Origin of the sequence: Devosia sp., assembly GCF_024707125.1 — a bacterium.
Classification (GTDB): Bacteria; Pseudomonadota; Alphaproteobacteria; order Rhizobiales; family Devosiaceae; genus Devosia.
In genome coordinates, this window is the sequence record NZ_JANQAH010000012.1 from 1 (window position 1) to 25,900 (window position 25,900).

Here is a 25,900-nt window from a genome sequence, read left to right on the forward strand (position 1 = left end):
GCGCGCTCAGTTCCACGGCGGCCTTGAGGGCTTCGTCCGTGTACTTGATCTTGTGGAATTCCTCGAAGTAAGGGCGCAGGCCCTTCACGATCTCGATGGCGTCCGGAACGGTCGGCTCGTTGACGTCGATCTTCTGGAAGCGACGGACGAGGGCGCGGTCCTTTTCGAAGAACTGGCGATATTCCTTGTAGGTGGTCGAGCCGATGCAACGGATCGCGCCTGATGCCAGAGCGGGCTTCAGGAGATTCGAGGCATCGAGCGCGCCGCCGGAAGTAGCGCCGGCGCCGATCATGGTGTGGATCTCGTCGATGAAGAGTACCGCATTCGGCATCTTCTCGAGTTCCTTCATGACGGACTTCAGACGTTCTTCGAAGTCACCACGGTAGCGGGTGCCGGCGAGGAGCGAGCCCATGTCGAGGGCGTAGATGACCGCTTCCTTGAGCACTTCGGGCACGTCGCCTTCGATGATCTTGCGAGCTAGGCCCTCGGCGATGGCGGTCTTGCCGACGCCGGCGTCACCCACATAGAGCGGGTTGTTCTTGGAACGGCGGCAGAGTACCTGGATGGTGCGGCGCAGTTCGCTGTCGCGACCGATCAGGGGATCGATCTTGCCGGCGCGGGCCTTCTCGTTGAGGTTGACGCAGAAATCGGCCAAAGCCGAGCTCTTCTTGCCTTCGGCAGCGCCACCTTCCCCATTGCCTTCACCTTCTTCGGTGCCGCGGACCTTGCGGTCTTCGGCGGGGCCGGACTTGGTGATGCCATGGGAGATGAAGTTGACGGCGTCGAGCCGGCTCATGTCCTGCTGTTCGAGGAAATAGGCGGCATGGCTCTCGCGCTCGGCGAAGATCGCAACGAGCACGTTGGCGCCGGTCACTTCCTCGCGGCCGGATGATTGGACGTGGATAACGGCGCGCTGGATGACGCGCTGGAATGCGGCTGTCGGGCGCGCATCCTGGCCGTTCTGGACGACAAGGCTGTCCAGTTCCTCATTGATGAAGTCTTCAAGATCGCTCTTGAGCGCGTCGATATCGACATCGCAGCCATTGAGCACGGCGATCGTTTCGCGGTCGTCGGTCAGGGCCAGCAAGAGGTGCTCAAGCGTGGCGAACTCATGGTTCCGCTCGCGCGCCAGGTTCATCGCCTGATGCAGAGCCTTTTCGAGTCCGCGAGAGAATGAGGGCATATGATGTTCCTATTGCTTTTCCATCACGCATTGCAGCGGATGCTGGTTCTTGCGTGCCGTATCCATGACGCGGGTCACCTTGGTTTCGGCAACCTCGTATGGATATACGCCGCACTCACCGACCCCCTTCTGGTGAACGTGCAGCATGATCTGCATGGCGTCTTCGCGTGATTTGTTGAAGACGTCCTGCAGGACCAGAACGACGAATTCCATCGGCGTGTAGTCGTCGTTGAGCAGCAGAACCCGATAAAGGTTCGGCCGTTTGGTTTTGGGACGAGTTTTTGTGACAGTCCCGGTCTCGAAGCTGTTTCCGCCGTCTCCCTTACGTCCGCCATCATCGTCCTTCGGGCCGCCCACAAGCTTTCCGAGGGGCAGCTCGAAGCCTTTGGCGGGACGGTCAGACGGCGAATGGCTGGTGGAACGTGTCATATTCATAGCGGCATTTCTGGGAGGAACCGAAGCAGCTCTTCGGACCCATTATGTAGGCAAAAAGGTCCCCGTGTTAAGGGGCACATGATCCCGAAAAGTTGAGCGCCATTATCCGGGCTTCGCCAAGAGCTTGCCGCACGGGCAAGAGAGAAGGTCGGGCGTGACCGGATTGCGACTCTGAGACAGAAATCGATGGCATTTTACGGAATGGTAACGGGGTGGGCCTATTCTGCATCAATGGCATGGATCGGGCGGGGGCCTCGATCTGCGGGCCGTGTTTCAGTTGCGTACGGGCAGTTTAGCCCGATGAGTAAAGTTGGAGTTCCGGGTTGACCTTCCAGGCCATGACCCCTTGGCGCGCTTCGTTTGTCCGCGCCATCGCTGCGATTGCCCTCGTGCTGGGCCTTTCCCTGCACCTTGCGGCCCCGGCGCACGCCATCGAAAATCTCAGGAAATATGCCGGCATCGTGGTCGACGCCAAATCGGGCGAAGTCCTCTATGAGGAAGCCGGCGATTCCAAGCGTTACCCGGCCTCGGTTGCCAAGGTGATGACGCTCTATGTGCTCTTCCAGGAATTGAGCGCGGGCAATCTCAGCCTTTCCACCAAGATGACGGTTTCCAAGCACGCGGCTTCGGCCGTGCCGACCAAGCTCGGCCTGCGTGCTGGTTCGACCATTGCCGTGGAAGATGCGATCAAATCGCTGGTGACCCTGTCGGCCAATGACATGGCCCGCGTGATCGCCGAACATATTTCGGGTACCGAGAGCAAGTTTGCCGAGCGCATGACGGCTACGGCCCGCGCCATGGGCATGCGCAACACCACCTATCGCAATGCTTCGGGCCTGCCCGATGGCGGCCAGGTGACGACGGTGCGCGACCAGGCCATTCTCGGTATCGCGATCTATCAGCACTTCCCGCAATACTACGAATTCTTCCAGACCACGGCCTTCCGCTACAACGGCAAGACCTATGGCAACCACAACCGCGTGCTGGGCTATATGGGTGCCGTCGATGGCATCAAGACCGGCTATATCAATGCCGCCGGTTCGAACCTTCTTACAGCCGCGCGCAAGGACAATCGCCACATCGTCATCGTCGCCTTCGGCTTCAACTCGGCCGGCGCCCGCGACGAAAAGGTGCGTCAGCTCGTTGCCAACTACCTGCCCAAGGGCCGTCGCGGCGACTATCTGCAGACCGCCATGGTTCCCCAGCCGGGTCGCCAGGGCAATTCGAATGTGCAGGTTGCCGTCGCCCAGCCGACGCAGCCGGTTTTCGTGATGCCCATGCCCCTGCCCGGCTTCCGCCTTGCCGAACTCGCCGCAGCGCAGAATGGTATTGCGCAGCCGCAGGTGGTCGTGGCTTCGGCAGCGCCGGTTCCGGCTGCTGCGCCCGCCGATATCGGCCTCCAGCCGGCTGTACAGGCTGCCGCGGTGCTTGCAGCGCCGACGCAGGCGCCGACCCCGGCTTATCCCAGCCAGGACATTATCGGCGCCTGGCTGAGCGACACCTATAATCTCGGCGCGCCGCCGGCTGCGCTTGGCTCGACCCGTCCTTCCGCGCCGCTGGCTCCGCCCAGCGATGTCGGTACCGGTGCGGCTCCCGCCCCGGCAGAACAGCCGATCGACCTCATGACCAGCGGCACCGTCGAAACGGCCGGCCTCGTCAATGGGGCGTGGATCGTGCAGATCGGCGCCGGCCCCTCTGAGGACAGCGCTCGCTCGATGCTTTCGGACGCAGCCGGCAAGGTCGGTGGTCTTGGTGACTTCCGCTCCTATGTCGAGCGCTTCGAAAAGAACGGCCAGGTTTTCTATCGCGCCCGCTTCGTCGGTTTTGGTGACCGTGACGATGCGACGGCCATGTGCAACCGCCTCAAGGACGCCAACATGGCGTGCCTGGCGATGCAGGGCTGATGCCCTGACGGATAGTGATGCGACGGGCCGTTCGCCTGCCGCCTCTTGTGTAAGCAGTTTGGTGCCTGTGTTTGGAGTAGCCCAATGAGCGAACGCAATTCCCTGGTGGAACTGGCCAATTTTATCGGCCGCTCCCCCCTCGCCTCGCCCGATATGAGCGCGCGCAACAAAGCGCTGTCGGGCATGACGGAACGCCTGCTGCCCAGGCAGCGGCGCTCGGTGGGCGACCTGATGAACGTGGTTCTGACCTTGTCGGCCCGTACGCGCCGCATGGTGCAGGAGCCGGTCAATATCGACCTCGACGTGTTTGCCCCGGGGGGCAAGCGCGCGCTGGTCATGCGTCTGGGCGACAAGTAGGGCGCAATCCCTGCTTATGCCTGGCAAGACCCTCTTTCTTCCCGGCGCGGGTGGCAGTGCCTCGTTCTGGCGTCCCGTGGCGGATCGCTTGGGGATCGAGGGCACGTTCTTTTCCTGGCCGGGACTCGGAAATGAAGCGCCCGACCCGGCTATCACCAGCCTCGACGATCTCGTGGCGATGGTGATCGAGCACATAGACGGTCCGGTCAATTTGGTTGCCCAATCGATGGGCGGCGTCGTGGCGATACGCGCGGCACTCGCCAAGCCGGAGTTCATTCAGAAGCTGGTACTGGCTGTCACTTCGGGCGGGTTGCCGCTTGCCGATTTTGGGGCGGCGGACTGGCGTGGTGACTACTACCGGGCCTTCCCATCGGCGGCTCGCTGGATAGGTGCGCAGGGCCTCGACCTCTCCGAGGAAATCAAAACGATCAAGGCGCCGACTCTCTTGCTGTGGGGCGATAACGATCCGATCAGCCCGGTCGCGGTCGGGGAACGGCTCAGCAAATTGCTGGCGGGATCGGAATTGCATGTGATTGCAGGCGCGGGACACGACTTGGCCCAGACGCATGTGCCTGATGTTGCCGACCTGATAGGCGCGCACCTGCGGAGCTAGGCGAAAGGGCGCCGAAGCGCCCTCCCTTGGCGCTCAGACGAGCGCGACGATCTTCTTTTTCTTCCAGACGAAGTGATACCAGGCAGCCTGCATGATCATCATGCCGGTGAAGCTGGCCGCATAGGCCACCCAGATGCCCGAGAGGCCGAGGCTGGTCTGGCTGAGCCAGACGGCGCCGGGCAGCTCGATGAGCAGGATGCCGGCCAGGGCGAGGAGCATGGGCGCATAAACCATGCCGCTGGCGCGCATCATGCCCGAGAACACCACGCCGAAGCCGAAGGGCACGATGGCCCAGAGCACGATGTGCAGGAGGTGCTGGGTCAGTTCGATGACTTCAGGATCGGTGATGAACAAAGACACCAGCCAGCCGCTCGCGAGATAGGCGATCAGCACGAGGCCGCCGGTGATGACGAGGTTCATCATCAGTGCGGTGCGGGTGATCGCCTGGAGCTGATCGATGCGGCGGGCTCCGATGGCCTGGGCCCCGAAGATAGAGGTGGCGATGCCGATCGACATGGCGGGGAACTGGACATAGTTCAGCACCTGGTTGAGCGCGCCATAGGCCGCGGTGGCGTTGGAGCCGAAGCGGTTGACGAGACCCACGATGACGATGCCGGCGACCGAGGCCACGACCATCTGCAGGCCGGCGGGGACGCCGAGCTTGAGGATGAGCTTCAAGAGACCGAAATCGGGCTTGAGGGCACGCAGCAGGTCCATGTCCGGCGCCAGCGGCAGTTTGCGGGCGCGCATATAGAAGAACAGGAAGACCAGCACGACGACGAAGCCGGCGATGAAGGCCCAGGCGGCGGCGTTGACGCCCAGCTGTGGCAGGCCCCACCAGCCCTGGATGAGGGCGGGTGTGAGGATCACACCGACGATCATCGAGAGCACCAGCGAGAAGAGCGGCGTGATGGTATCGCCGACGCCGCGCATGATCGAGGTCACGATCAGGAACAGGAAGAAGCCCGGCATGCCGAGGAACATGATGCGGCCGTAGTCGACCGCGGTCTGGCGGATGTTTTCCGGCGCCCCGAGCACGGACATGATGTCCTCGATCCAGAGGCCGCCGATGATGGCGACGACGAGGCCGAGCACGATAGCCGTGGTCATGGTGGTGCCGGTGACCTGCTTGACGCGGACAAGATTGCGCGCGCCCCAGGCCTGACCGATCAGAATGGTCGAGCCGGCTGAAAGGCCGATGATGAAGCTGATGAGGAAGAACAGAATCGGGAAGAAGGTGGCGAGCGAAGCGAGGGCTTCGACACCGATCATCTGGCCGATGAAAATGGAATTGAACGTTCCCGAAAGGGCCTGAAGGATGTTCGAGGCCATGAGGGGAAGCAGAAAGATGGCGAACCGCTGCCAGAGGGGGCGGGTGGAATGGGGATCCATAGGAACGCTCCAGGAGAACACGTCATTTGGCTATCGTCACGGCGGCAGGCCCCGAACCGGCGGAACTGAACAAATCAGATGGCCGGAGGGACCAATTCACACCCCAAAAACGAGGTGCCGGCTGGACGGGCGCTGGAGGCTTGGCAATGACACGCAGGTTGTCTACGCCGCCGCGTCAGGAGCGTCAACGCCGCGATGAGCGCCGTGTGATCAAAGATGGCGATAGGAGTCATCAGGACTTGTCATCGATGTCCCCGCACACCTCCGTGCTAGAGAATGGCGCATGACAGATATTGCAGCCAGCCCCGATTCCCGGATGGATCAGTTTCTCGCAGGCGCCCGCGCCTGCGTGCCCGTCGCCATTTCCGTGGCGGCCTATGGCCTGGTCTGGGGCGTGCTGGCGCGGGGCGCCGGCCTCAGCCTCTTCGAAGTCATCATGATGAGCGCACTGGTTTTTGCCGGCTCAGCGCAATTCGTGGCGCTCGATCTCTGGACGACGGCGCCGGCTGCGTTGCCGATCGGCGCGCTGGTGCTGGCAGCCCTGATCGTCAACCTGCGCTATCTGCTGCTGACGGCGACGCTGCGGCCACTCTATCCGGCCAAGGGCCTTCTGGGTGGCGCGTTCAGCATGTATCTGGTGACCGACGAAAACTGGGCCATGACAGTTGCCGCCATGGCGCGTGGACAGGGTTCGGTTGCCTTTCTGATGGGCGGCGGTGCGCTCGCCTGGATGGCCTGGATGTGCACCAATCTCGTCGGCTACGGGCTCGGATCGGCTATTGACGATCCGGCGCGATGGGGGCTCGACTTTGCCTTTACGGCGACGTTCCTGGCACTGCTGCTGGGCATGTGGAAGGGGCGCGGCGACCTCGTGCCGTGGCTTGTGGCGGCGCTGGCGGCCATTGTGACGTCGTGGCTTGTCGAGGGAAGCTGGCACATTTTGGTGGGTGGCGTGGTCGGCAGCCTTGTCGGCGCCTTCCTGGAGACGCGGAAAAATGCTCACAAGTCCTGAGGCCGTCGCGGCCATTCTCGGCATGGCTCTGGTGACCATGGCGATCAAGGCCAGCGGCTTTTTGCTAGCCGACCGCCTGCCCCGGGACGGCTTTGCGGCCGCCTGGCTGCGGCACATTCCCGGCGCGGTACTGGCGGCGTTGGTGGCGCCGGCCGTGGTGACCGGCGGCGTGGCCGAGGCCATTGCTGCGGCAGCGACGGCAGCGGTCTTCATCGTCTCGAAAAACCTCTTTGCGGCCATGGCGACGGGCGTTGCCACGGTTTACGTCGTGCGCTTGCTGGTCGCTGGATAAACACGACCAGGCAGTTGCCAGCCGCACCGCTCTAGGCTAGGAACCGTGCCCGTGCCCCTCTGGCGGAATGGTAGACGCAGAGGACTCAAAATCCTCCGCCGCGAGGCGTGCCGGTTCGAGTCCGGCGGGGGGCACCATTTCACTCCTACATCGCTGCCAGTACTACGCTTTCGGTCCATGGTCCCCGGCGTTCACTTTCTTTTGAGCGACCCGTTGGCCGGTTGAAGCTCTTGCGATAACAGACTCTCCGCGCGGCCGCGTCTGGCCCGGAGATTTCCCATTATGACCACCCCCAAAAGGCGTTCAATTCGTGCGCGCCTGAGCTACGAGTTTGACAAATCCATGTCGGCGGGCCCCGTAGCCCTGATCGGCTGGCTGGCCCTGCTGTCGCTGGTGGTGATCATCGTGGCCTCGGTCGTGCTCGTGCTGTTCCAACTGGCGCCCGAGGGCGGGCAGCCGGTGGACTTCCTCGAGGCCGCCTGGGAATCGCTGATGCGCTCGATGGACGCCGGTACCGTCGCGGGCGACACGGGCTGGAGCTTCCGGATGGTGGGGCTCTTGGTCACCATTGCCGGCATTTTCATCTTCTCGACGCTCATCGGCGTGCTGTCTTCGGGCATCGAGGGCAAGCTCGACGAGTTGCGCAAGGGGCGCAGCCAGGTGCTCGAGAAGGACCACACGATCATTCTCAACTGGAGCCCGTCGATCTTCGACGTGATCTCCGAACTTGTCGTGGCCAATCGCAGCCGGCATCGGCCGCGCATCGTCATCATGGCCAATCGCGACAAGGTGGAGATGGAAGACGAGATATCGGCCAAGGTGGCCGATCTCGGGAATACGCGCATCATCTGCCGTAGTGGCGACCCGACGGACCTTTACGATCTTTCGCTGGTGACGCCGCAATCGGCGCGATCGATCGTCATTCTTTCGCCCGAGGGCGAGGATGGCAGCATGGATGATGCCGATAGCAGCGTCATCAAGACGATCCTGGCGCTGGTGCATGACCCGCGCCGCCGGGCGGAGCCGTATCGCATCGCCGCGGAAATTCGCGATACGGCGAATGTCGAGGTGGCACGCGTGGTTGGCGGGCGCGAGGCGCAGCTGGTGCTGGCGGACGAGTTGATTGGCCGCATCGTCGTGCATTCGAGCCGGCAGGCCGGCCTCTCGGCGGTCTATTCCGAACTGCTCGATTTCGAAGGGTGCGAGATTTACACGCTCGAGCAGGCAGGGCTGGTCGGCAAGACCTTTGGCGAGAGCCTGATGGTCTATGACACTTCCACGCTGATCGGCATTGTCGCGGCGGATGGGTCGGTGGAGCTCAATCCACCCATGGCGCGGCGTATCGTGGCCGGTGATCGTGCCGTGATCATTGCGGAAGACGACGCGGCCATCCAGATCAAGGCGCCGGGCGCCCTGCCCGACCAGACGCAGATGCGGTCTTCGACCCGTGCCGCTGCGCAGCCGGAGCGCGTGCTACTGTTGGGCTGGAATCGGCGCGCGCCGATCATTGCCTATGAACTCAGCCGCTATGTCGAGCCGGGTTCGGTGCTGACCATTGCTGCGGATACGCCGACGCTGGAAGACGATGTCGCGGCGCTTTCGGTAGCCAATACCAATCTGCAGATCTTTTTTGGCCGCACGGATATCACCAGCCGCAAGGCGCTGGAGGGGCTCGATATCGCCAGCTATGACCATGTGCTGGTGCTGGGCTATTCGGACCTGCTGGCGCCGCAGCCAACCGATACGCGCACGCTGGTTACACTGCTGCATTTGCGAAAAATCGCCGAGACGACCGGGCGCCGCGTGAAGGTGGTTTCGGAGATGGTGGATGTGCGCAATCGCGAGCTGGCTGAGGTCACGAGGGCGGACGATTTCGTGGTGTCCAACAAGCTCGTCAGTCTGATGCTGGCGCAGGCTTCGGAGAACGACGCACTGACGGCTATCTTTGACGATCTTCTGGATGAAGAAGGATCGGAACTCTATATGCGCCCGGCCGGCGACTATGTGGCGTTGGGCGTGCCGGTGAGCTTCTATACGATAACCGAGGCGGCCCGGTTGAGGGGCGAAGTGGCGATTGGCTATCACCGGCCGCGGCCGGATGCAGCGGCCAATGGCATTCTCATCAATCCTGCGAAGTCGGCTGCCGAAGTCTATTCGGAGCAGGATCGGCTTATCATCCTGGCGCGCGAGTGACGCGCCAGGATTTTTAGGCGAGGCTTAGTCTGCCTGCACCGTCATGAAGGTGTCGACGATGTAGTCCCAGCTCGCATCGTAGCGGGCGAATTCCTGCGGGCAGCGCAATGCGCGGGCGGCTGGCAGGATGTTCAGGGCGTCGGTTTTCTTGAGCCAGTCCATGACCTTATCCTGATCGAAGGCCTCCGGGTTCTTGTCGATGGTCTCGAAGACCATGACCATGCCGGGGGCCAGGATGGGTGCGTAGGTATCCATGTCGGAACCAAGGACCAGGCACATGACGTCGTAGTAGCGCTGCTGGCCGAGGCTGTGCTCATTGGCCAGAATGGAGCGCGAGATGTCTTCGGGTGCGAAGGAAAGCTGCTTGAAGAAATAGGCGCCAAGAAGCGCGATGCGGGAGGGGCGATCCTCGAAGGCATCGCCCTCCTCGTCGGCCCCGATCAGGGTGAGCGCTGCGAACTGATCGACTGCATCTTCCTCGCGGCCGGTGATCGGCAGATCATAGAGCGCCGTCAGCCCATGGCCGAGTTCGTGGAGGAGCACGAAAAGAGTCGTCCCGCTGAGAACGGTTTCCTGGTCGGCCCAGCGGAAAAACTCGCCATCCTGGCCTTCGAGGTATTCGTAGGACTGGTTGTAGTCGGCGATCAGCTCGTAGCAGAAGGTGATGCTCTGCTCGCTGGGGCTCCAATATGCATTCGAATAGCCGCAATCGGTGAAGGTGACCGGGACATCAACCGGCAGCGCGATCTGGTCGGCGAGTTCATCGAGAACGTCGGCGAAAAGCCCGTCCTTCTCGAACTTGGTACGGACGAGGCCGATCTCGCGAATATTGCTCGGCTCAAAGGTAAGGACGAAGCGATGTTCACCGAGGACTGGTCCGGCGGCTGCGCCTGGCGTCAGCGCTTCGACCTCCACGTCTTGCGGAAACGCAACGATGTCCTGCGCGAGCGCCGGGGTAGCAACCAGGCCAGTCAGCAGGCTGAAAAGTGTTAGTGAACGCAAAGTACGCCCCTCTTCCTAAAATCTACGGGCGCACCATAGGGATGGACCGAGGGATGAAAAGGGAAAGCCGGGGTCAGCGTGAAGGCTTTCTTTATGAGGCGGCACAAAGGTTTAGATCGCCTGGCGGGCGGACCGGACCAGTTTGCCTAGAAAACCGGGGTGACAGGCTTGGGGAAGTTGAGCTGATCAAAGCGGCGCTGGAGCTGGATGTCGTCGATCTTCCGCTCGATCGTGTTGATTTCGACCTTGTACTGATACTGCTCGGCCGTCTGCGCCAGCTCGCGCTGCATGCAGATCAGCCTCTGCTGGTTGGCTTGCAAGGCGGCCGCGGTGTCGCCCGCCATCGGCGCCGGGCAAGCGGCCGAGGCCGGCACGATGGCGCAGGCGGCAAGCAGGATGGCGAGGGGCAGGCGTTTCGTTTTCATGACCTCAAGATGGGCGCTTGGTGTGTCGGGTGCAAATCACGACAGAGGGACTGTGCGCTCTAGTTGCCCGACAGACTTTGCGCTGCGCCCAGGCTTGGATCGAGGAACTGGCCATTGCTGCTGGGCTGGGTGACGACGGCGCCACCATATTGCTGCTGCATCTGCATCTGGCGCTGTGCTGCGTCATAGCCCTCGACATCGACACCGATGACCGAGGTCATGAGGTTGGGGCCGGTGCCGGGCTTGAAGGCTTCCTGGATGCCGGCTTCGCCTTCGAAGGCTTGCACGCCGGAACTTGGATTGATCCAGGCGGTGGTCATGCCGGCGGGCGTGTTGAACGGCGTCGGCGGTTTGCCGGCCATGGCCTTGGCCATGAAATTGGTGAAGATCGGCACTGACATGCCGCCGCCGGTCGAGGCCGAGCCCATGGAGCGCGGCTGGTCGTAGCCGATATAGATGCCGACTGCCAATTCGGGGGTGAAGCCGACGAACCAGGCGTCCTTGTAATCATTGGTGGTGCCGGTCTTGCCGGCGACCGGACGATTGAGGGCGCGGGCGGCGGTGCCGGTGCCGCGCTGGACGACGCCTTCCATCATGGAGGTGATCTGATAGGCGGTCATCGGATCGAGAACCTGGGGGCGGTTGTCGAGGATGCGGGGTTCGCCCTGCCCGTGCCAATCCTCGGCGGAGCAACCTTCGCAGATGCGCTCGTCGTGGCGATAGACCGTGTTGCCGTAGCGATCCTGGATGCGGTCGATGAGGGTGGGCACGATCTTGCGGCCGCCATTGGCGATGGTCGCATAGGCCGAGGTCATGCGCATATTGGTGGTTTCGCCAGCGCCGAGGGACATGGCGAGGACCGGCTGCATGTCGTCGTAAATGCCGAACATGCGGGCGTATTCGGCAATCAGGGGCATGCCGATATCGCGGGCTAGGCGCACGGTCATGACATTTCGGCTGCGCTCGATGCCGCGGCGGAGAGTCTGGGGACCGTAGAATTCCTGGGCGTAGTTTTCGGGGCGCCAGATGGAGCCGTCGCCATTGCGGATTTCGACCGGTGCGTCGAGGACGACGGAGGCCGGGGTGTAGCCGTTGTCGAGCGCGGCGGCATAGACGATGGGCTTGAAGGACGAGCCGGGCTGGCGCAGGGCCTGGGTGGCGCGGTTGAACTCGGATTCGGCAAAGGAGAAGCCGCCGACCATGGCGAGGACGCGGCCGGTGCGCGGGTCCATGGCGACGAGCGAGCCTTCGACTTCGGGCACTTGTTCGAGGGTAAAGATGCCGTCCTTGCCCGCGACCGGGGAGACGTAGACGACGTCGCCGACCTTGACGAGGTCCTGCACGGGCTTTGACAGCCAGCGGATTTCGGGGCCGGACAATGTGCCTTCGACGCGTGCGGGGCTAGAGGCACCGTCGACGTCGTTTTCGGGGCGGAGGCCAATGCGGGCTTCGTTACCGGAGACGGCGAGCACGACGGCGAGCTGCCATTCGGGCACGTCGCTCAGCGGCTTGATCTTGGCGACGTCGAGACCCCAATCCTCGCCCAGCTCGATGCTGGCGACGGGGCCGCGGAAGCCGCGGGTGTGGTCGTATTCGATCAGGCCATCCATGAGGGCGCGGCGGGCGTATTCCTGGAGGCGCGGCTCAAGCGTGGTGCGGACCGAGAGGCCGCCACCATAGAGCTGGTCTTCGCCATAGAGCTTTGCCAGCTCGCGGCGCACGTCTTCGGTGAAGTATTCGGCGGCGTAGACCCGGCTGCCGGAGGCGCGCGGGATGACGTTGAGGGGGGCTTCCTTGGCGGCAGCGGCTTCCTCTGGGGTCGCATAGCCGTTTTCGACCATGCGATCGATCACCCAGTTGCGGCGCTCAATGGCGGCCTGCGGGCGACGGAAGGGGTGGTAATTGTTCGGGCCCTTGGGGAGCGCGGCGATGTAGGCGGCTTCGGGCAGTGTGAGCTGATAGAGCGCCTTATCGAAATAGTTCAGGGCCGCGGCGGCGACGCCGTAGGAATTGAGGCCGAGGAAGATTTCGTTGAGGTAGAGCTCGAGGATCTTGTCCTTGGTGAAGGTCGACTCGATGCGGATCGCAAGGATCGCTTCCTGGATCTTTCGATCCCAGGTCTGCTCCGAAGTCAGCAGGAAGTTCTTGGCGACCTGCTGGGTGATGCTGGAGCCGCCGCCCTGGATGGAGCTGTTGCCGTCCATGCGGGCAAGGAGATTGTCGCGCAGGGCGCGGACGATACCGTCGATGGCGATGCCGTTGTGGGAGTAGAAGTCCTTGTCTTCGGCCGAAAGGAAGGCGTGGACGAGGAGCGGCGGGACGGTTTCGATCGGCTGGAAGAGGCGACGTTCCCTAGCGTATTCGGCAAGGAGCGTACCGTCTGCCGCGTGGACGCGAGTGGTCACTGGCGGCTGGTAGTCCTTGAGGACCGTGTAGTCAGGCAATTGCGCGGAGACGGCGGCAAGGTACACGGCGGCAGCGGCGACGCCGCCAAGCGCCACGAACATGCCGAAACCGAATAGCCAGCCAAGCAGACGAAACATACGATCAGATACTCCACGCCATGAGGGGGCGGTGTGCCCTGCCCCGATTCACGACGGTATTTTCAACAATAGCAGAGCGGGCGCGGGCGCTTAATCACTTTGCTTAGGGCTCGGCTTCGACGCTGTCGAAATAGGTGGAAATGCCGCGGGCAATGGCTTCGGCGGTACGGTTCTGCCAATCGGACTGGGTCAGGTTGGTGATGTCGTCGACATTGGAGAGGAAACCCAATTCGATGAGCACCGAGGGCACATCGGGAGCTTGCAGCACGAAGAAATCGGCCTGGCGCACCGGGAAGCGGCGCAGGGCGACGCTGGGCTCGAGCTGGTGCACGATGGATTGCGCGGCGACATAGGACTGCTTGCGCATTTCGCGGCGCATCAGATCGAGGAGGATGTCTACGACCTCGGGCGCCATTTGCGGCATGGCAAAGCCGGCGATGACGTCGGACTTGTTTTCGGTGTCGGCGAGAACCTTGTCGAGCACATCTGTGGCGTTCTCATCGCGTGTATAGACGCTGGCGCCGCGAATCTCGGGCTGCTGAAAACTGTCGGCGTGAATGGAGAGGAAGATATCGGCCTTGTTGGTGCGGGCGAGATCGACGCGCTCTTCGAGGCGGAGATAGGTGTCGTCTTCGCGCGTAAGGGCGACGTCGAAACGGCCGGATTCGACGAGAAGCTCCTGCAGGCGCAGAGAGAAGGCGAGGACGATGTCCTTTTCGCGCACGCCATTGGGGGCTTCGGCGCCGCTATCGATACCGCCATGGCCGGGGTCGATGACGACGAGCGGGCGGGTAGCGATGGGGAGCTCGGAGCCGCCGGCCGGGGTGGACTCGGCTGTCGTTTCGGCGACCACTGCCGAGGTTTCCTTATCGCGCTCGACATTGGCGGCGAAGGTTTCGGCGTCGGCGGGGATGATGTCGACGACGAGGCGGGCGGGCTGGTCTTCGAAGGGATCGAGGACATAGGCCTGCTGCACCTGGGCGGGCGCCGACAGCGTGAGGGTGGTGCGGATGCGGTCGGAGGCGGCCTGCTCTACGAGGTAGGACTCGATAAGCGTTGTCTCGGACGGGGCGCCGCTCGGCTCGGGCACCGAGAAGGTACCGGCGCGCACATCGATGGCGAGGCGATTGGGCTCGGACAGCGAAACGAAGGAGAATTCGGTTTTCGAGGCGAGATCGATGACGAGGCGCGCGCGGTCTTCACCAACGGTGACGCGCACATCGATGACGTTGGGCAGGCCGACCGGAATGGCGGCGGGCGCGGCTTCCTGCGCGTGGAGCGTAGGGGCCGAGGCAAAAGCCAGGAAGAGCCCAAGGACGAGCGAGCGGATGACGCGTAGATTCAAAACTGGTCGGGCCCCATGCGTATGGCAAAACCGTGTCACATGCCCTTCGGGCGATTCTGCGGCATTTTCGGCTTATGCGATGATTTGCAACAGGGCGCAAAGAATGGCACCCGGCAAAAAGCCCGATATTCCTCACATTTAGACTTTCCTGTTGCCAATCTGGCGCAACCACCATACACGCTTATATGAAGGCGCAGGAGTTTCGCGAGCGCCAGCGAGAGGGTTCAGAATTGCCCTTCGCGCCGCTGCGGACCCCCAGCCGGCCAGTGTGCCACACAAGCACCTGCCCGGAATGAAAGCGGCGATTTTCAGCGCCTTCGCAAACGAATTTCGGTCCCTCACAGGGATCGGACGGTGGCGGGTCTTTGGGACCGGCCATCCAATAGGAAGAGGTCATATGGCCCGCAGGCGGACAAAGCGCGACGCGATCGATACGAACGATTGCCGTTTTGCTTCGCCCTTTCTCCCGGCCATGACCGAATTTGCCGGTGCGCAGAACGTGAGAGGTTCGCGCCCGATTGTTTTCAACACATTCGCCCCGCAACGCGCCGAGCCAGGTTCTCCGGTTCGCCGGCTGACGCCCTTTGGCGCGCGGGTGCGCGGAGTTTACTATGGCAACCAAGAGAATGCTGGTGGATGCCATCCACCCGGAAGAAACACGGATTGTTGTTACAGCCGGTAATCGGCTGGAAGAGTTCGACTTTGAATCGGCGTCCCGCCGCCAGTTGCGGGGAAATATCTTCCTCGCCAAGGTGACGCGCGTCGAGCCGTCGCTACAGGCGGCCTTCGTCGAGTATGGCGGCAATCGCCACGGGTTCCTCGCTTTCAGCGAAATCCACCCGGACTACTACCAGATCCCCGTCGCCGACCGCGAAGCCCTGCTGCGCGATGAAGAGCACGAGGAAGACCACCACGAGGAAACGGAAGACGCTGTCTCCGTGCCTGAAGGTGTGGCTGAAACGGAAGCAGAGGCAGATCCTCAGGACACCGAGGAAGAGAGCCATATCGAGCAGGCTCCGGCCAATACCGAACCGGTCGAGTCGATCGGCGGGGCGGATACGCTCGAGGAAGTGCCGGAGCGTCGCCAGCGCAGCCAGCAGCGTCGTCACCAGTACAAGATCCAGGAAGTGATCAAGCGCCGGCAGGTGATGCTGGTGCAGGTGGTCAAGGAAGAGCGCGGCAACAAGGGCGCAGCTCTCACCACCTATCTGTCGCTCGCCGGCCGCTATTCGGTGCTGATGCCCAATACCGCTCGTGGCGGTGGCATTTCGCGCAAGATCACCAATGCTGCTGATCGCAAGCGTCTGAAAGAAATCACCTCGGACCTGGAAGTGCCGCAGGGCATGGGCGTGATCCTTCGTACCGCGGGCGCGACGCGCACCAAGGCCGAAGTGAAGCGCGATTTCGAATATCTGATGCGCCTGTGGGAAAGCGTGCGCACGCTGACCCTGCAGAGCCAGGCCCCGTGCCTCGTCTATGAAGAAGGCTCGCTGATCAAGCGGACCATTCGCGATCTCTATAACAAGGACATCGACGAAGTGTTGGTGGCTGGCGACGCGGCTTATCGCGAAGCCAAGGACTTCATGAAGATGATCATGCCGTCCCACGCCAAGAACGTGAAGCCGTATGGCGAAGAGCAGCCGCTGTTCTCCAAGTATGGCATCGAGTCCCAGCTCGACCAGATGTTCTCGCCGGTCGTCACCCTGCCCTCCGGCGGCTATATCGTCATCAACCCGACCGAAGCGCTGGTTTCGATCGACGTGAACTCGGGCCGCTCCACCAAGGAGCACAATATCGAGGACACGGCGCTCCAGACCAACCTCGAAGCTGCCGATGAAGTGTCGCGCCAGCTTCGCCTGCGCGATCTGGCCGGCCTGATCGTCATCGACTTCATCGACATGATGGAGAACCGCTCCAATCGTGCCGTCGAGCGTCGCCTCAAGGACGCGCTGAAGGACGATCGCGCCCGCATCCAGGTGGGCCGTATCTCGCATTTCGGCCTCATGGAAATGAGCCGCCAGCGCATTCGCTTCGGCGTTGTCGAAAGCTCGACCCACAAGTGCCCGATCTGCGACGGCACGGGTCTGGTGCGTTCGACGGAAAGCCTGGCGCTGATGATCATGCGCCACGTGGAAGACCATGTGCTGCGCAAGCAGGGCCAGTCGATCAATGTGCGCGTGCCGACCGACGTGGCGCTCTATGTACTCAACTACAAGCGCGACACGCTGACTGCGCTCGAAGCGCGTAATTCGCTTTCGATCACCATCACGGCCGACAGCAAGCTGACCGGACACCAGTTCTCGATCGAGAAGGGTGAGACCCGCGTCTCGTCCTATGTCGACCAGCGCGCCGCCAGCCATGTGCGTGTCGACAGCGCCGTGATCGAAGAAATCGACGAGGAAATCGTCGAGGAAGAAGAGATCGAAGAAGAAGCCACCGAAGCCCGGCAGGACAATGCTGGCGAAGGTGACGGCAATGGCCGTCGCCGTCGTCGCCGTCGTCGCCGTGGCGGCGCCAATGGCGAGCGCAACGAGGAACGGGCGCCGGTTCAGGCACGCGAGAGCGATGCCGAGGCTGGTGACGAAGACAGTTCTGACGAAGGTGGCGAGGCCGAGGGCGAAGACGCGCCGACCGCTGACGCTGATGGCGAAACCCGCCGTCGCCGTCGCCGTGGCCGCCGCGGTGGTCGCCGCAACCGTCGGGACCAGGAAGGCGAAGTCGCAGCCGATGGCGGCGAGGCCGCTGCACCGGCGGCTGGTGATGCCGAGCAGGTTGCCGTCGTTGAGGCGGTGCTGGCTCAGGCTGAGGTTGCCGAGGAAGCTGCGCCTGTAGCTGAGGCAGTGGAAGCCGCGGCGGAAGAAGCTGTGGCCGAAAAGCCGAAGCGCAAGCCGCGTGCTCGTAAGGCGAAGACGGCTGATGCCGAAACGCCGGTGGAAGTGACGGCTGAAGCTCCGGCGGTGGAAGCACCGGTCGCTGAAGAGGCTGCCGAGAAGCCCAAGCGCAAACCGCGCACGCGGAAGAAGGCTGAGCCTGTGGCGGAAGAAGCTGCAGCGGTCGTCGAGGCTCCGGCCGTAGCGGCACCAGAGGCCCCTGCCCCGGTGGCAGAGCCGGTAGCCGCCGAAGCTTCGGAGGCGCGTCCGAAGCGCCAGAAGAAGGAGCTGCCCCCGGAAGGCGTGGTGGTTTCTTCGAGCGCGAAGCCGGCTGAAGAGGCTGCGCCCGCCGAAGGCGAAGGCGAAGCTGAGCCGGACAAGAAGAAGAAGGTCGGCTGGTGGCAGCGGCGCCTCGGTCTCGGCTAGGATTTTTGAGGGCGGCCTTCGGGCCGCCCTTTTCGTCTCATGTCCCGCGCCGCTCGCCTGCTCGATCTCCTGCAATTGCTTAGAAACCGCCACCAGCCGGTGGCGGGACCGACCTGGCGCGTGAGTTAGGCGTGTCTATCCGAACGCTCTATCGCGATATCGCGACCTTGCAGGCGCAGGGGGCCGATATTCAGGGCGAGCCGGGGCTGGGCTATGTGCTGCGGCCGGGATTTACGCTGCCGCCGCTGATGTTTTCAGCCGATGAGATCGAGGCGATTGTGTTGGGATCGCGCTGGGTTGCGGCGCGGGCGGATGACAACAGGCTTAGCGCTTCGGCGAAGCAGGCGATGAGCAAGATATTGGCCGTATTGCCGGCTGATCTGCGCGATCGTGCCGAGGCGACGAACCTGCTGGTGGCGCGGATCGGGCTGGAGCCGGCGCAGGTGGATGCCGGACAGATACGACTTGCCATTCGAAACGAGCGCAAGCTGGTCATTCGCTATGATGACCTCAATGGCGCGGCGACGGAGCGGGTGATCTGGCCGTTCATGATCGGCTTTTTCGAGAAGGTGCGGATTGTTGCTGCCTGGTGCGAGATGCGGCGGGATTTTCGCAGTTTTCGGGTGGATCGGATCAGCGCTATGACGGTGTCCGAGGAGCGTTATCCGAAGCGGCGGGCGGTGATGCTGAAAGAGTGGCGGGAGCGCGAGGGAATTGCGCCGCCGTGAGCCACTGCCGGAAACTGGCAGTCCCGGCTGTTAGGTTTTCTCCATCAAAAGGAGAACGCCATGCGCACCCTCAATTACATCCTGTTGGCCGTCGCTGACCCTGCTGCAAGCAAGCAGTTCTATTCAAACCTGCTGGGGCTCGAACCGGTTCAGAACTCGCCGACCTTCGTGCTCTATGTGTTGCCCAATGGCATGAAACTGGGGCTCTGGATCAAGGACGAGATCGAGCCAAGACCGCTGCCGGTGGGCGGGGTCGAGGTGACGTTCAGCGAGGATGACGACGCAGCGGTTCAAGCGACCTATGCGGACTGGTCGGGCAAGGCGAAGGTGCTGCAGGAGCCGGTGGCAATGGATTTCGGGTTCACCTTCGTGGTGGAAGACCCCGATGGGCACCGGATCAGGGTTTTCGCGCGAGCCGCAGACCCACGGTGAATTTCTTGGGCGCGGCTTTGGCCGCGCCTATTTTGTTGGACGGTAGCGGTAGACCACGTCACCTTCGTCTTGCAGCGGGGCGTTGTCGTCGCGGGTGCCGCCGAGGCGGGCGGAGACGGCCATGGAACGGTGGTTATCCGGATCGAAGTAGCTGACGAGGGTCGGCAGGTTCAGCGTTGAAAAGGCCCAGTCGCGCAGGGCTTCTGCGGCTTCGGTGGCGTAGCCGTGGCCTTCGAAGCCGTCATAGAGGAGCCAGCCGAGTTCCTTTTCGGGGAAGAGCGGGCCGTGATTAATGCCGACCTGGCCGACGCAAATGCCGGTTTCCTTGACGTCGATCATCAGGGCGCCGTGGCCGTAGAGGGACCAGAGGGCCACATCGTGGCAGAACAGGCCCCAGGCGACGCGGTGATCGAATGGGCCGCCCATGTAGATGGAGCGAGGCGAGGCCATGAGGGTGGCGTAGGCCGGGAAATCGTCCATGCGCGGGGCGCGGAGGATGAGGCGTGGTGTTTCGAGCGTCGGGATGATCATGATCCGGCTGCCAGGAAGGTTTTAAGGCGGTCGAGGGCGAGATCGACCGTGTCGCGTGTGCCGGCATAGCTGAAGCGGACGAAGCCGTGTCCGTTGACGCGGTCGAAGTCGACGCCGGGGGTAGCGGCGATGCCGGCCTGCTCCAGCATCGATTCACAAAAAGCCAGGGAGTCGTTGGAAAACCTTGATATTCCGGCATAGGCGTAGAAGGCGCCATCGGCTGGTGAGGCGATGTCAAAGCCGAGATTTTGGAGGCCGGCGGTCAGGGCGGCACGGTTGGCGGCGTAGCTGGCTTTTTGCTCTTCGGAATAGTCGCGCTCGTTGAGCGCTGCGGTCGCGGCGATCTGGCTAAGGGTTGGGGCGGAGATGAAAAGGTTCTGCTGCAGGATTTCGGCGCGGCGGATGAGGGCTTCGGGGAGCACCATCCAGCCGATGCGCCAGCCGGTCATGCAGTAGTATTTGGAAAAGCTATTGATGACGATGGCGTCCGAAGTCAGTTCAAGCGCCGACACCGAGGGGCCGCGATAATCGAGGCCATGGTAGATTTCGTCGGATATCAGGGTGACGCCGAGGCGGCGGCAGGTGTCGATGACGTCGGCGAGGCCGGCACGATCGATGGCGGCGCCGGTGGGATTGGCGGGGCTGGCGAAGAGGAGCCCTTCGAAGGGCTTTTCGCGATAGGCGGATTCGATGTCGGCGCCCGTAAGATGCCAGTTATTGGCCGCGGTGACGGGGATTTCGGCATATTCGAAGCCGAGGCCGATGAGGGTGTTGATGTAGGCGGGGTAGCCCGGGCGGGTGATGGCGATGCGGGCGCCGGGGCGGAAGGCGGTGTGAAAGGCGAGGATGAAGCCGGCCGACGAACCCATTGTGGCCAGAATCATTTCCGGATTCACGGAGACGCCGTGCTGCTCGGCGTAGTAGTGCGAAAGGCCCTCGCGGAGATCTAGGCGACCCTTGGCGCTGGTGTAGCCTTGCGGATCGGGCAAGGCGTAGGCGACGGCCTCGATGACTTTTGGTGCAGGCGGGTGGCCGGGTTCGCCCAGTTCCAGATGGCAGATGGTGCGCCCCTGCCCTTCGAGCACCTTGGAACGGTTGAGAATGTCCATGGCGAGAAACGGCATGAGGCCGTCGGCTGCGGGGGTCATAGGCGGCTCCTGTTGGTCCATCGGGACTAGCCGGAAGCGTGGGTTCACTCAACAACAATTGAAGCAGCGCTTTAGACTGCGGCAATTGTCCGGTGCCAGATTGGGCGGAGGTCTGCTAGAAGGCCCATGCGCAGAATCTCTGGGAGCATCCGTCCGATGAATCGTCTGTCTATCGTGCTGGCCGCCGTGGCGGGAATTCTCGCGGGGGCGTTGGGCTATTCCCAGCTCAACCGGCCGGAGCCGCAGACAGATACGGTCGCGGTGCGCGCCATCGTCGAGAGCGTTCTCTCCGAGCACGAAGCGACTGCCAGCGCTGCGCCGCAGGCGGTGGCAGCGATCGACCCGGCGGTGCTCAATCCGATGATCGAAGATTTTCTGATGAGCGACCCCAAGCTGCTCCAGCGGCTGTCGGTGGCGCTTGATGAAACGCTGCGCACCGAGGAAAGCGCCAAGGCGCAGGTCGCGATCACCGAAATGCGGGACAAGATCTTCAATGATCCCGGCCAGGTGGTCTTGGGCAATCCGGACGGCGATGTGACGCTGGTCGAGTTCTTTGACTACAATTGCGGCTATTGCCGCGCGGCGCTGCCGGATCTGGCAACGCTCTTGGCGGAAGATCCGAACCTGCGGGTCATTCTCAAGGAATTCCCCATTCTCTCGAATGAATCCATTGATGCGGCGCGCGTGGGCGTGCTCGTCGGGGAAGCCGATGTCGATTACTGGGCTTTCCATGAGACGCTGTTTTCGAGCCGCGGCAAGGTGGACAAGGCCGTGGCGCTGGACGCCGCTGGTGCGCTGGGCTTGAGCAAGGTTGATCTGGAGCTGAAGATGGGTGAGCCGAGCGTGGCCAAGACTATCCAGACTTCCTACGAGATCGCGCAGGCGCTGGGGATTACCGGGACGCCGACCTATATCATCGGCAATGAGATCATTCCGGGTGCCATTGGTGTCGATGATCTGCGGACGCGCATTGCGAATATGCGGGCCTGCGGCCAGTCGGTGTGTAGCTAAGGTCCCTTTTCTCGAACTCTCAGTCTGTCGTCACCACCGGGCTTGTCCCGGTGGTCCATGCGGAGGTGAGATGGATTGCCGGGACAAGCCCGGCAATGACGACGAACACGAGAGCTGGAGTATCGGCAGCCAGCTGACCGCCCGAATCTCGCCCGACTCTGTCGCTAGACGCGCGGAAAGCACCGAGGAGGCTCGCCTTTTCGGTGCAATTCGTGTAACCGCCCTTGCACCGCCGGAAAGAGCCGGTGCACAACGAAAAGACTATGGCAAAGCACGTTCTCGTCCTCAACGGCCCGAACCTCAACATGCTCGGCAAGCGCGAGCCCGGAATCTACGGCGCTCAAACCCTGGCCGATGTGGAGGCCATTTGTAGGGCCGCCGGCGACGAATTCGGCCTTTCCATTGATTTCCGCCAATCCAATCACGAAGGCGAACTGGTCACCTGGATCCAGGAAGCGCTCGGCACGGCCGACGGCATCCTGATCAATCCCGGCGCCTATTCGCACACTTCGGTGGCAATCTATGACGCCTTCAAGGCCGTCTCGTTGCCCGTGGCGGAAGTTCATATCAGCAACATTCATCAACGCGAGGCCTTCCGACACCACTCTTACGTGTCGGCAGTCGCCTTCGGCGTCATTTGCGGCTTTGGTACGCTGGGGTATAGATTGGCCCTGGAAGCCATGGCTCAGAAACTCGCATAACGCTTCGACTGGAAGCCGGGAGACCGACAAGAATGACCAAGTCATCGCAGGTGGATCAGGACCTGATCCGCGCCATCGCCGAACTGCTCAACAAGGAAAATCTCGCCGAGATCGAGATCGAGCAGGAGGACCTCCGGGTCCGCGTCACCCGCTCCTATCCGGTTGAAGCACCGGCCTATGCCCCTGCCCCGCAGTATTATGCGCCGCCCGCCGCGCCGGCTGCTCCTGCTGCCCCCGCTTCGGTCGTTCCGGCTGCCGCTCCTGCGAGCAAGGAAGACCTGACCTCCAACCCCGGCACCCTGACCTCGCCGATGGTTGGCACCGCTTATCGTTCGCCTGAGCCAGGCAAGCCGGTTTTCGTCGATGTCGGCACCAAGGTCACCGAAGGCCAGACGGTCCTCATCATCGAAGCGATGAAGACCATGAACCAGATTCCGGCGCATCGCTCGGGCACGGTGACCCGTGTTCTCGTGAACGACGCGCAGCCGGTCGAATATGGCGAGCCGCTCGTCGTCATCGAGTAAGGGGGACTTTCACGTGTTCCAGAAAGTCCTGATCGCCAATCGCGGCGAAATCGCCCTGCGCATCCTGCGCGCCTGCAAGGAACTGGGTATCCAGACCGTTGCGGTGCACTCGACGGCTGACGCCAATGCCATGCATGTGCGCCTTGCCGACGAAAGCGTCTGCATTGGCCCGAATGCGGCCAAGGACAGCTATCTCAATATCCCCTCGATCCTCGCGGCCTGCGAGATCACCGGGGCGGATGCCGTGCATCCGGGCTATGGTTTCCTCTCGGAAAACGCCCGGTTTGCCAAGATTCTCGGCGAGCACAATGTGACCTTCATCGGTCCTTCGGCGCACCACATCGAAATCATGGGTGACAAGATCACCGCCAAGAAGACGGCGGTTGAGCTGGGCATTCCCGTGGTTCCGGGTTCGGCCGGGGCGGTCGAAACCGAAGCCGACGCGCTCAAGACCGCCAAGGAAATCGGCTATCCGGTGCTGATCAAGGCGACGGCCGGTGGCGGTGGTCGCGGCATGAAGGTGGCGCACAGCGAGAAGGACGTGCTGGTCGCATGGTCGACCGCGCGCTCGGAAGCCAAGGCGGCCTTCGGCAACGATTCCGTCTATATGGAAAAGTACCTCGGCAAGCCGCGCCATATCGAAGTGCAGGTGCTCGGCGATGGCCAGGGCAATGCCGTGCACCTCGGCGTGCGCGACTGCTCGTTGCAGCGTCGGCACCAGAAGGTTTGGGAAGAGGCCGGCGGCCCGACCATTACCGTGGAAGAGCGTGATCGCATCGGCGAAATCTGCGCCGCGGCCATGCGCAAGCTGAGCTATTCGGGCGCAGGCACGATCGAGTTCCTCTACGAAAACGGCGAGTTCTATTTCATCGAAATGAACACCCGCCTGCAGGTGGAGCACCCGGTCACCGAGCGCATCACCGGCATCGACATCGTCTATGAGCAGATCCGCGTCGCCTCCGGCGAAGCGCTCTCGATGACGCAGGACAAGGTGCAGTTCTATGGCCATGCCATCGAAGTGCGCATCAATGCCGAAGACCCGCAGACCTTTGCGCCCTCGCCGGGCACGATCACCTTCTACCACCCGGCTGGTGGTGTCGGCGTGCGCGTCGATTCCGCGGTCTATCAGGGCTACAAGATCCCGCCCTATTATGACTCGCTGATCGGCAAGCTGATCGTTTATGGCCGTACGCGCGAGGAATGCCTCAAGCGCCTGAGCCGTGCGATCGACGAATTCGTGGTGGATGGGGTGAAGACCACCCTTCCCCTGTTCCAGCGGTTGATCAAGCAGCCCGATATCATTGCCGGCAACTATGATATTCACTGGCTGGAAAAGTTCCTGGCCGAGAACAAGGCCTGACAATTTAAAGGGGCGCTTTGCGCCCCTTTTTCATTTTGCTGACTGAGCATGGCCCGCCCTACCGATCCCTTTGACATCGAGGTGACGCCCGAGCTGATCGTTCGGGCTTATCGCGCCGGCATCTTTCCCATGGCGGAAGATGCGGCGGATGAGGACCTGTTCTGGGTGAGCCCGGAAATGCGCGGGATCATGCCGCTCGACGGCTTTCATGCGTCGAAGAGCCTGCGCAAGGCCATGCGGAAATCGGGTTGGGATATTCGCGTCGATACCGATTGGGACGGGATCATCGAGGGCTGCGCGACCGTTGGCGAGGATCGTTCCACCACCTGGATCAATGGGACGATCCGGGCGGTCTATGGCGAGCTCTTCCGGCGCGGGGTGGCGCATACTGTGGAAGCCTGGGACGGGGCCGATCTCGTGGGCGGGCTTTATGGCCTGGCCATTGGCGGGGCGTTCTTTGGGGAATCCATGTTTCATCGGCGGACCGATGCCAGCAAGATGGCCATGGCGCATCTGGTGGAGCGGTTGAATGCCGGCGGGTTCCAGCTGCTCGATACGCAGTTTGTGACGCCGCACCTGGCCTCGCTTGGGGGTATCGAGATCGAGCGCGCGGATTATGAGGACCGGCTGGCGCAAGCGCTGGCGGTCAAAGGGAATTGGGGAGCTTGGGATGAATCCGCGTGAGCGACTGCCACTGCAATTGAAGGCTTTGCAGGCGCGGGAGTGGGAGCCGATCACTATCGGGGAGTCACAGGCCTCGGTGTGGCGTATTCCGATGGGTGAGAGTGCGCTGTTTCTGAAGGCCGAGCCGACGCAGGGGCCGACCGAGCTGGCGGACGAATTGCTGCGGCTCGACTATCTCGCAGAGATGGGTTTTCCGGCGCCGCGCGTGGTCGATCATGTCATGGCCGACGACTTCAACTGGCTTCTCATGACCGCGGTAAAAGGCAGGGATTTGACCCACCTCGGGGATGAACCTCAGGTTTTGATTCAGGTGCTTGCGGATGGTTTGAAGCGACTGCATGCGCTTGATCCGGCAAATTGTCCTTTCGATCATAATCTTACGAAGCGGCTGGCTGATGCCGAAGCCAATGTCTTGGCGGGGCGGATCGACGAGACGGATTTTGACGATGAGCGCGATGGCTGGACGGCGCAGCAGGTGTTCGACTGGCTCGCGAACAATCGGCCAGACGAGACCAATCGGGTGGTGACGCATGGCGATGCTTGCCTACCGAATTTCCTGGCGGATGGGACGCGGTTCGGCGGTGTGGTCGATTGCGCGAGGCTGGGCGTATCGGATCGCTGGCAGGACCTGGCGCTGGCGTGCCGGAGCATGGAGTTCAATGGCGGCGAGAACTACGTTGCCGATTTCCTCGCCGCCTATGGGGCGGAGTTCGATGCGGAGCGCTACGCGTTTTATTGCGCGATGGACGAGCTGTTTTAGGGCAATGCTAGAGGCTCTCGATCTGTCCT

At 62.5% G+C, this 25,900-nt stretch carries 23 protein-coding genes, 1 tRNA gene and 1 pseudogene; 16 read left to right on the forward strand and 9 right to left on the reverse strand.

Features of this window, described 5'->3' with window-relative positions; translation table 11 throughout:
- Window positions 1-1,183, reverse strand: a 1,183-nt coding sequence (locus tag NVV77_RS20405) for a Clp protease N-terminal domain-containing protein (RefSeq protein ID WP_295416274.1), incomplete at its 3' end; no start/stop codon positions are given.
- A gap of 9 nt (window positions 1,184-1,192) precedes the next feature.
- Window positions 1,193-1,618, reverse strand: a complete 426-nt coding sequence (gene clpS / locus NVV77_RS20410) for an ATP-dependent Clp protease adapter ClpS (protein WP_295416276.1) — start codon at window positions 1,616-1,618, stop codon at window positions 1,193-1,195.
- Between the two features lie 323 nt (window positions 1,619-1,941).
- On the opposite strand from clpS, the gene NVV77_RS20415 reads away from it, so the two are divergent.
- From NVV77_RS20415 to NVV77_RS20425, 3 genes are all read left to right on the forward strand, one after another.
- A complete protein-coding gene (locus NVV77_RS20415) occupies window positions 1,942-3,522 on the forward strand; it encodes a D-alanyl-D-alanine carboxypeptidase (protein WP_295416278.1) in 1,581 nt (526 codons plus the stop codon).
- 84 nt (window positions 3,523-3,606) lie between these two features.
- Complete coding sequence (locus NVV77_RS20420; RefSeq protein ID WP_295416280.1) at window positions 3,607-3,879, forward strand: hypothetical protein; 273 nt, start codon at window positions 3,607-3,609, stop codon at window positions 3,877-3,879.
- 16 nt (window positions 3,880-3,895) lie between these two features.
- Window positions 3,896-4,492 carry an alpha/beta hydrolase gene (locus tag NVV77_RS20425; RefSeq protein ID WP_295416282.1) on the forward strand — a complete coding sequence of 199 codons (597 nt, stop codon included), beginning with the start codon at window positions 3,896-3,898 and terminating at the stop codon, window positions 4,490-4,492.
- 33 nt (window positions 4,493-4,525) lie between these two features.
- Here the strand turns inward: NVV77_RS20425 and NVV77_RS20430 are convergent, their stop codons facing one another.
- Window positions 4,526-5,884: an MATE family efflux transporter gene (locus NVV77_RS20430; protein ID WP_295416283.1), complete on the reverse strand. Its 1,359-nt coding sequence runs from the start codon at window positions 5,882-5,884 to the stop codon at window positions 4,526-4,528.
- Window positions 5,885-6,167: 283 nt separating this feature from the next.
- Between NVV77_RS20430 and NVV77_RS20435 the strand changes: the two genes are divergently transcribed.
- The 4 genes from NVV77_RS20435 (at window position 6,168) to NVV77_RS20450 (ending at window position 9,381) form a co-directional block, all read left to right on the forward strand.
- Window positions 6,168-6,896 carry an AzlC family ABC transporter permease gene (locus NVV77_RS20435; protein WP_295416285.1) on the forward strand — a complete coding sequence of 243 codons (729 nt, stop codon included), beginning with the start codon at window positions 6,168-6,170 and terminating at the stop codon, window positions 6,894-6,896.
- A complete protein-coding gene (locus NVV77_RS20440) occupies window positions 6,880-7,188 on the forward strand; it encodes an AzlD domain-containing protein (RefSeq protein WP_295416286.1) in 309 nt (102 codons plus the stop codon). The genes NVV77_RS20435 and NVV77_RS20440 overlap by 17 nt, the downstream gene beginning before the upstream one ends.
- Window positions 7,189-7,241: 53 nt before the next feature.
- A tRNA-Leu gene (locus tag NVV77_RS20445) sits at window positions 7,242-7,325 on the forward strand.
- Window positions 7,326-7,470: 145 nt separating this feature from the next.
- On the forward strand, window positions 7,471-9,381 hold the full coding sequence (locus tag NVV77_RS20450) for a hypothetical protein (protein ID WP_295416288.1): 1,911 nt from the start codon (window positions 7,471-7,473) through the stop codon (window positions 9,379-9,381).
- A gap of 24 nt (window positions 9,382-9,405) precedes the next feature.
- Here NVV77_RS20450 and NVV77_RS20455 read toward each other — a convergent pair whose 3' ends face one another.
- The 4 genes from NVV77_RS20455 to NVV77_RS20470 form a co-directional block, all read right to left on the reverse strand.
- A complete protein-coding gene (locus tag NVV77_RS20455) occupies window positions 9,406-10,383 on the reverse strand; it encodes a DUF4344 domain-containing metallopeptidase (protein WP_295416289.1) in 978 nt (325 codons plus the stop codon).
- Between the two features lie 146 nt (window positions 10,384-10,529).
- The gene (locus NVV77_RS20460; protein ID WP_295416292.1) at window positions 10,530-10,808 is read right to left on the reverse strand and encodes a hypothetical protein; all 279 of its coding nucleotides are present in this window, start codon (window positions 10,806-10,808) and stop codon (window positions 10,530-10,532) included.
- A 59-nt stretch (window positions 10,809-10,867) separates the two neighbouring features.
- The gene (locus NVV77_RS20465) at window positions 10,868-13,351 is read right to left on the reverse strand and encodes a penicillin-binding protein 1A (RefSeq protein ID WP_295416295.1); all 2,484 of its coding nucleotides are present in this window, start codon (window positions 13,349-13,351) and stop codon (window positions 10,868-10,870) included.
- 103 nt (window positions 13,352-13,454) lie between these two features.
- Window positions 13,455-14,696 carry an N-acetylmuramoyl-L-alanine amidase gene (locus NVV77_RS20470; RefSeq protein ID WP_295416298.1) on the reverse strand — a complete coding sequence of 414 codons (1,242 nt, stop codon included), beginning with the start codon at window positions 14,694-14,696 and terminating at the stop codon, window positions 13,455-13,457.
- A gap of 611 nt (window positions 14,697-15,307) precedes the next feature.
- On the opposite strand from NVV77_RS20470, the gene NVV77_RS20475 reads away from it, so the two are divergent.
- The 3 genes and pseudogenes from NVV77_RS20475 (at window position 15,308) to NVV77_RS20485 (ending at window position 19,152) form a co-directional block, all read left to right on the forward strand.
- A complete protein-coding gene (locus NVV77_RS20475) occupies window positions 15,308-17,992 on the forward strand; it encodes a ribonuclease E/G (protein WP_295416301.1) in 2,685 nt (894 codons plus the stop codon).
- Window positions 17,993-18,031: 39 nt separating this feature from the next.
- Window positions 18,032-18,720, forward strand: a pseudogene (locus NVV77_RS20480) (helix-turn-helix transcriptional regulator).
- A 60-nt stretch (window positions 18,721-18,780) separates the two neighbouring features.
- Entirely contained in the window at window positions 18,781-19,152 is a 372-nt protein-coding gene (locus NVV77_RS20485) for a VOC family protein (protein ID WP_295416303.1), read from the forward strand.
- Window positions 19,153-19,179: 27 nt separating this feature from the next.
- On the opposite strand, the gene NVV77_RS20490 is transcribed toward NVV77_RS20485, so the two are convergent.
- Window positions 19,180-19,683 carry a GNAT family N-acetyltransferase gene (locus NVV77_RS20490; RefSeq protein ID WP_295416306.1) on the reverse strand — a complete coding sequence of 168 codons (504 nt, stop codon included), beginning with the start codon at window positions 19,681-19,683 and terminating at the stop codon, window positions 19,180-19,182.
- The gene (locus tag NVV77_RS20495; protein ID WP_295416309.1) at window positions 19,680-20,831 is read right to left on the reverse strand and encodes an aminotransferase class I/II-fold pyridoxal phosphate-dependent enzyme; all 1,152 of its coding nucleotides are present in this window, start codon (window positions 20,829-20,831) and stop codon (window positions 19,680-19,682) included. The genes NVV77_RS20490 and NVV77_RS20495 overlap by 4 nt, the downstream gene beginning before the upstream one ends.
- Window positions 20,832-20,987: 156 nt before the next feature.
- Between NVV77_RS20495 and NVV77_RS20500 the strand changes: the two genes are divergently transcribed.
- From NVV77_RS20500 to NVV77_RS20525, 6 genes are all read left to right on the forward strand, one after another.
- Window positions 20,988-21,842, forward strand: a complete 855-nt coding sequence (locus NVV77_RS20500; protein WP_295416311.1) for a DsbA family protein — start codon at window positions 20,988-20,990, stop codon at window positions 21,840-21,842.
- Between the two features lie 263 nt (window positions 21,843-22,105).
- The gene (gene aroQ, locus NVV77_RS20505; protein ID WP_295416313.1) at window positions 22,106-22,543 is read left to right on the forward strand and encodes a type II 3-dehydroquinate dehydratase; all 438 of its coding nucleotides are present in this window, start codon (window positions 22,106-22,108) and stop codon (window positions 22,541-22,543) included.
- Between the two features lie 32 nt (window positions 22,544-22,575).
- Entirely contained in the window at window positions 22,576-23,067 is a 492-nt protein-coding gene (gene accB / locus NVV77_RS20510) for an acetyl-CoA carboxylase biotin carboxyl carrier protein (protein WP_295416316.1), read from the forward strand.
- Window positions 23,068-23,080: 13 nt separating this feature from the next.
- Window positions 23,081-24,427, forward strand: a complete 1,347-nt coding sequence (gene accC, locus NVV77_RS20515) for an acetyl-CoA carboxylase biotin carboxylase subunit (protein WP_295416319.1) — start codon at window positions 23,081-23,083, stop codon at window positions 24,425-24,427.
- 48 nt (window positions 24,428-24,475) lie between these two features.
- Window positions 24,476-25,111, forward strand: a complete 636-nt coding sequence (gene aat, locus NVV77_RS20520; protein ID WP_295416322.1) for a leucyl/phenylalanyl-tRNA--protein transferase — start codon at window positions 24,476-24,478, stop codon at window positions 25,109-25,111.
- Window positions 25,044-25,871, forward strand: a complete 828-nt coding sequence (locus NVV77_RS20525) for an APH(3') family aminoglycoside O-phosphotransferase (RefSeq protein WP_295416324.1) — start codon at window positions 25,044-25,046, stop codon at window positions 25,869-25,871. Before aat ends, NVV77_RS20525 begins: the two co-directional genes overlap by 68 nt.
- The last annotated feature ends 29 nt before the right edge of the window (window positions 25,872-25,900 follow it).

Coding starts and splice junctions, on each gene's coding strand:
- clpS (WP_295416276.1), bottom strand. CDS start 1,618: ATGAATATGACACGTTCCACCAGCCATTCGCCGTCTGACCGTCCCGCC.
- NVV77_RS20420 (WP_295416280.1), top strand. CDS start 3,607: ATGAGCGAACGCAATTCCCTGGTGGAACTGGCCAATTTTATCGGCCGC.
- NVV77_RS20425 (WP_295416282.1), top strand. CDS start 3,896: ATGCCTGGCAAGACCCTCTTTCTTCCCGGCGCGGGTGGCAGTGCCTCG.
- NVV77_RS20430 (WP_295416283.1), bottom strand. CDS start 5,884: ATGGATCCCCATTCCACCCGCCCCCTCTGGCAGCGGTTCGCCATCTTT.
- NVV77_RS20435 (WP_295416285.1), top strand. CDS start 6,168: ATGACAGATATTGCAGCCAGCCCCGATTCCCGGATGGATCAGTTTCTC.
- NVV77_RS20440 (WP_295416286.1), top strand. CDS start 6,880: ATGCTCACAAGTCCTGAGGCCGTCGCGGCCATTCTCGGCATGGCTCTG.
- NVV77_RS20450 (WP_295416288.1), top strand. CDS start 7,471: ATGACCACCCCCAAAAGGCGTTCAATTCGTGCGCGCCTGAGCTACGAG.
- NVV77_RS20460 (WP_295416292.1), bottom strand. CDS start 10,808: ATGAAAACGAAACGCCTGCCCCTCGCCATCCTGCTTGCCGCCTGCGCC.
- NVV77_RS20465 (WP_295416295.1), bottom strand. CDS start 13,351: ATGTTTCGTCTGCTTGGCTGGCTATTCGGTTTCGGCATGTTCGTGGCG.
- NVV77_RS20475 (WP_295416301.1), top strand. CDS start 15,308: ATGGCAACCAAGAGAATGCTGGTGGATGCCATCCACCCGGAAGAAACA.
- NVV77_RS20485 (WP_295416303.1), top strand. CDS start 18,781: ATGCGCACCCTCAATTACATCCTGTTGGCCGTCGCTGACCCTGCTGCA.
- NVV77_RS20490 (WP_295416306.1), bottom strand. CDS start 19,683: ATGATCATCCCGACGCTCGAAACACCACGCCTCATCCTCCGCGCCCCG.
- NVV77_RS20495 (WP_295416309.1), bottom strand. CDS start 20,831: ATGACCCCCGCAGCCGACGGCCTCATGCCGTTTCTCGCCATGGACATT.
- NVV77_RS20500 (WP_295416311.1), top strand. CDS start 20,988: ATGAATCGTCTGTCTATCGTGCTGGCCGCCGTGGCGGGAATTCTCGCG.
- aroQ (WP_295416313.1), top strand. CDS start 22,106: ATGGCAAAGCACGTTCTCGTCCTCAACGGCCCGAACCTCAACATGCTC.
- accB (WP_295416316.1), top strand. CDS start 22,576: ATGACCAAGTCATCGCAGGTGGATCAGGACCTGATCCGCGCCATCGCC.
- aat (WP_295416322.1), top strand. CDS start 24,476: ATGGCCCGCCCTACCGATCCCTTTGACATCGAGGTGACGCCCGAGCTG.
- NVV77_RS20525 (WP_295416324.1), top strand. CDS start 25,044: ATGAGGACCGGCTGGCGCAAGCGCTGGCGGTCAAAGGGAATTGGGGAG.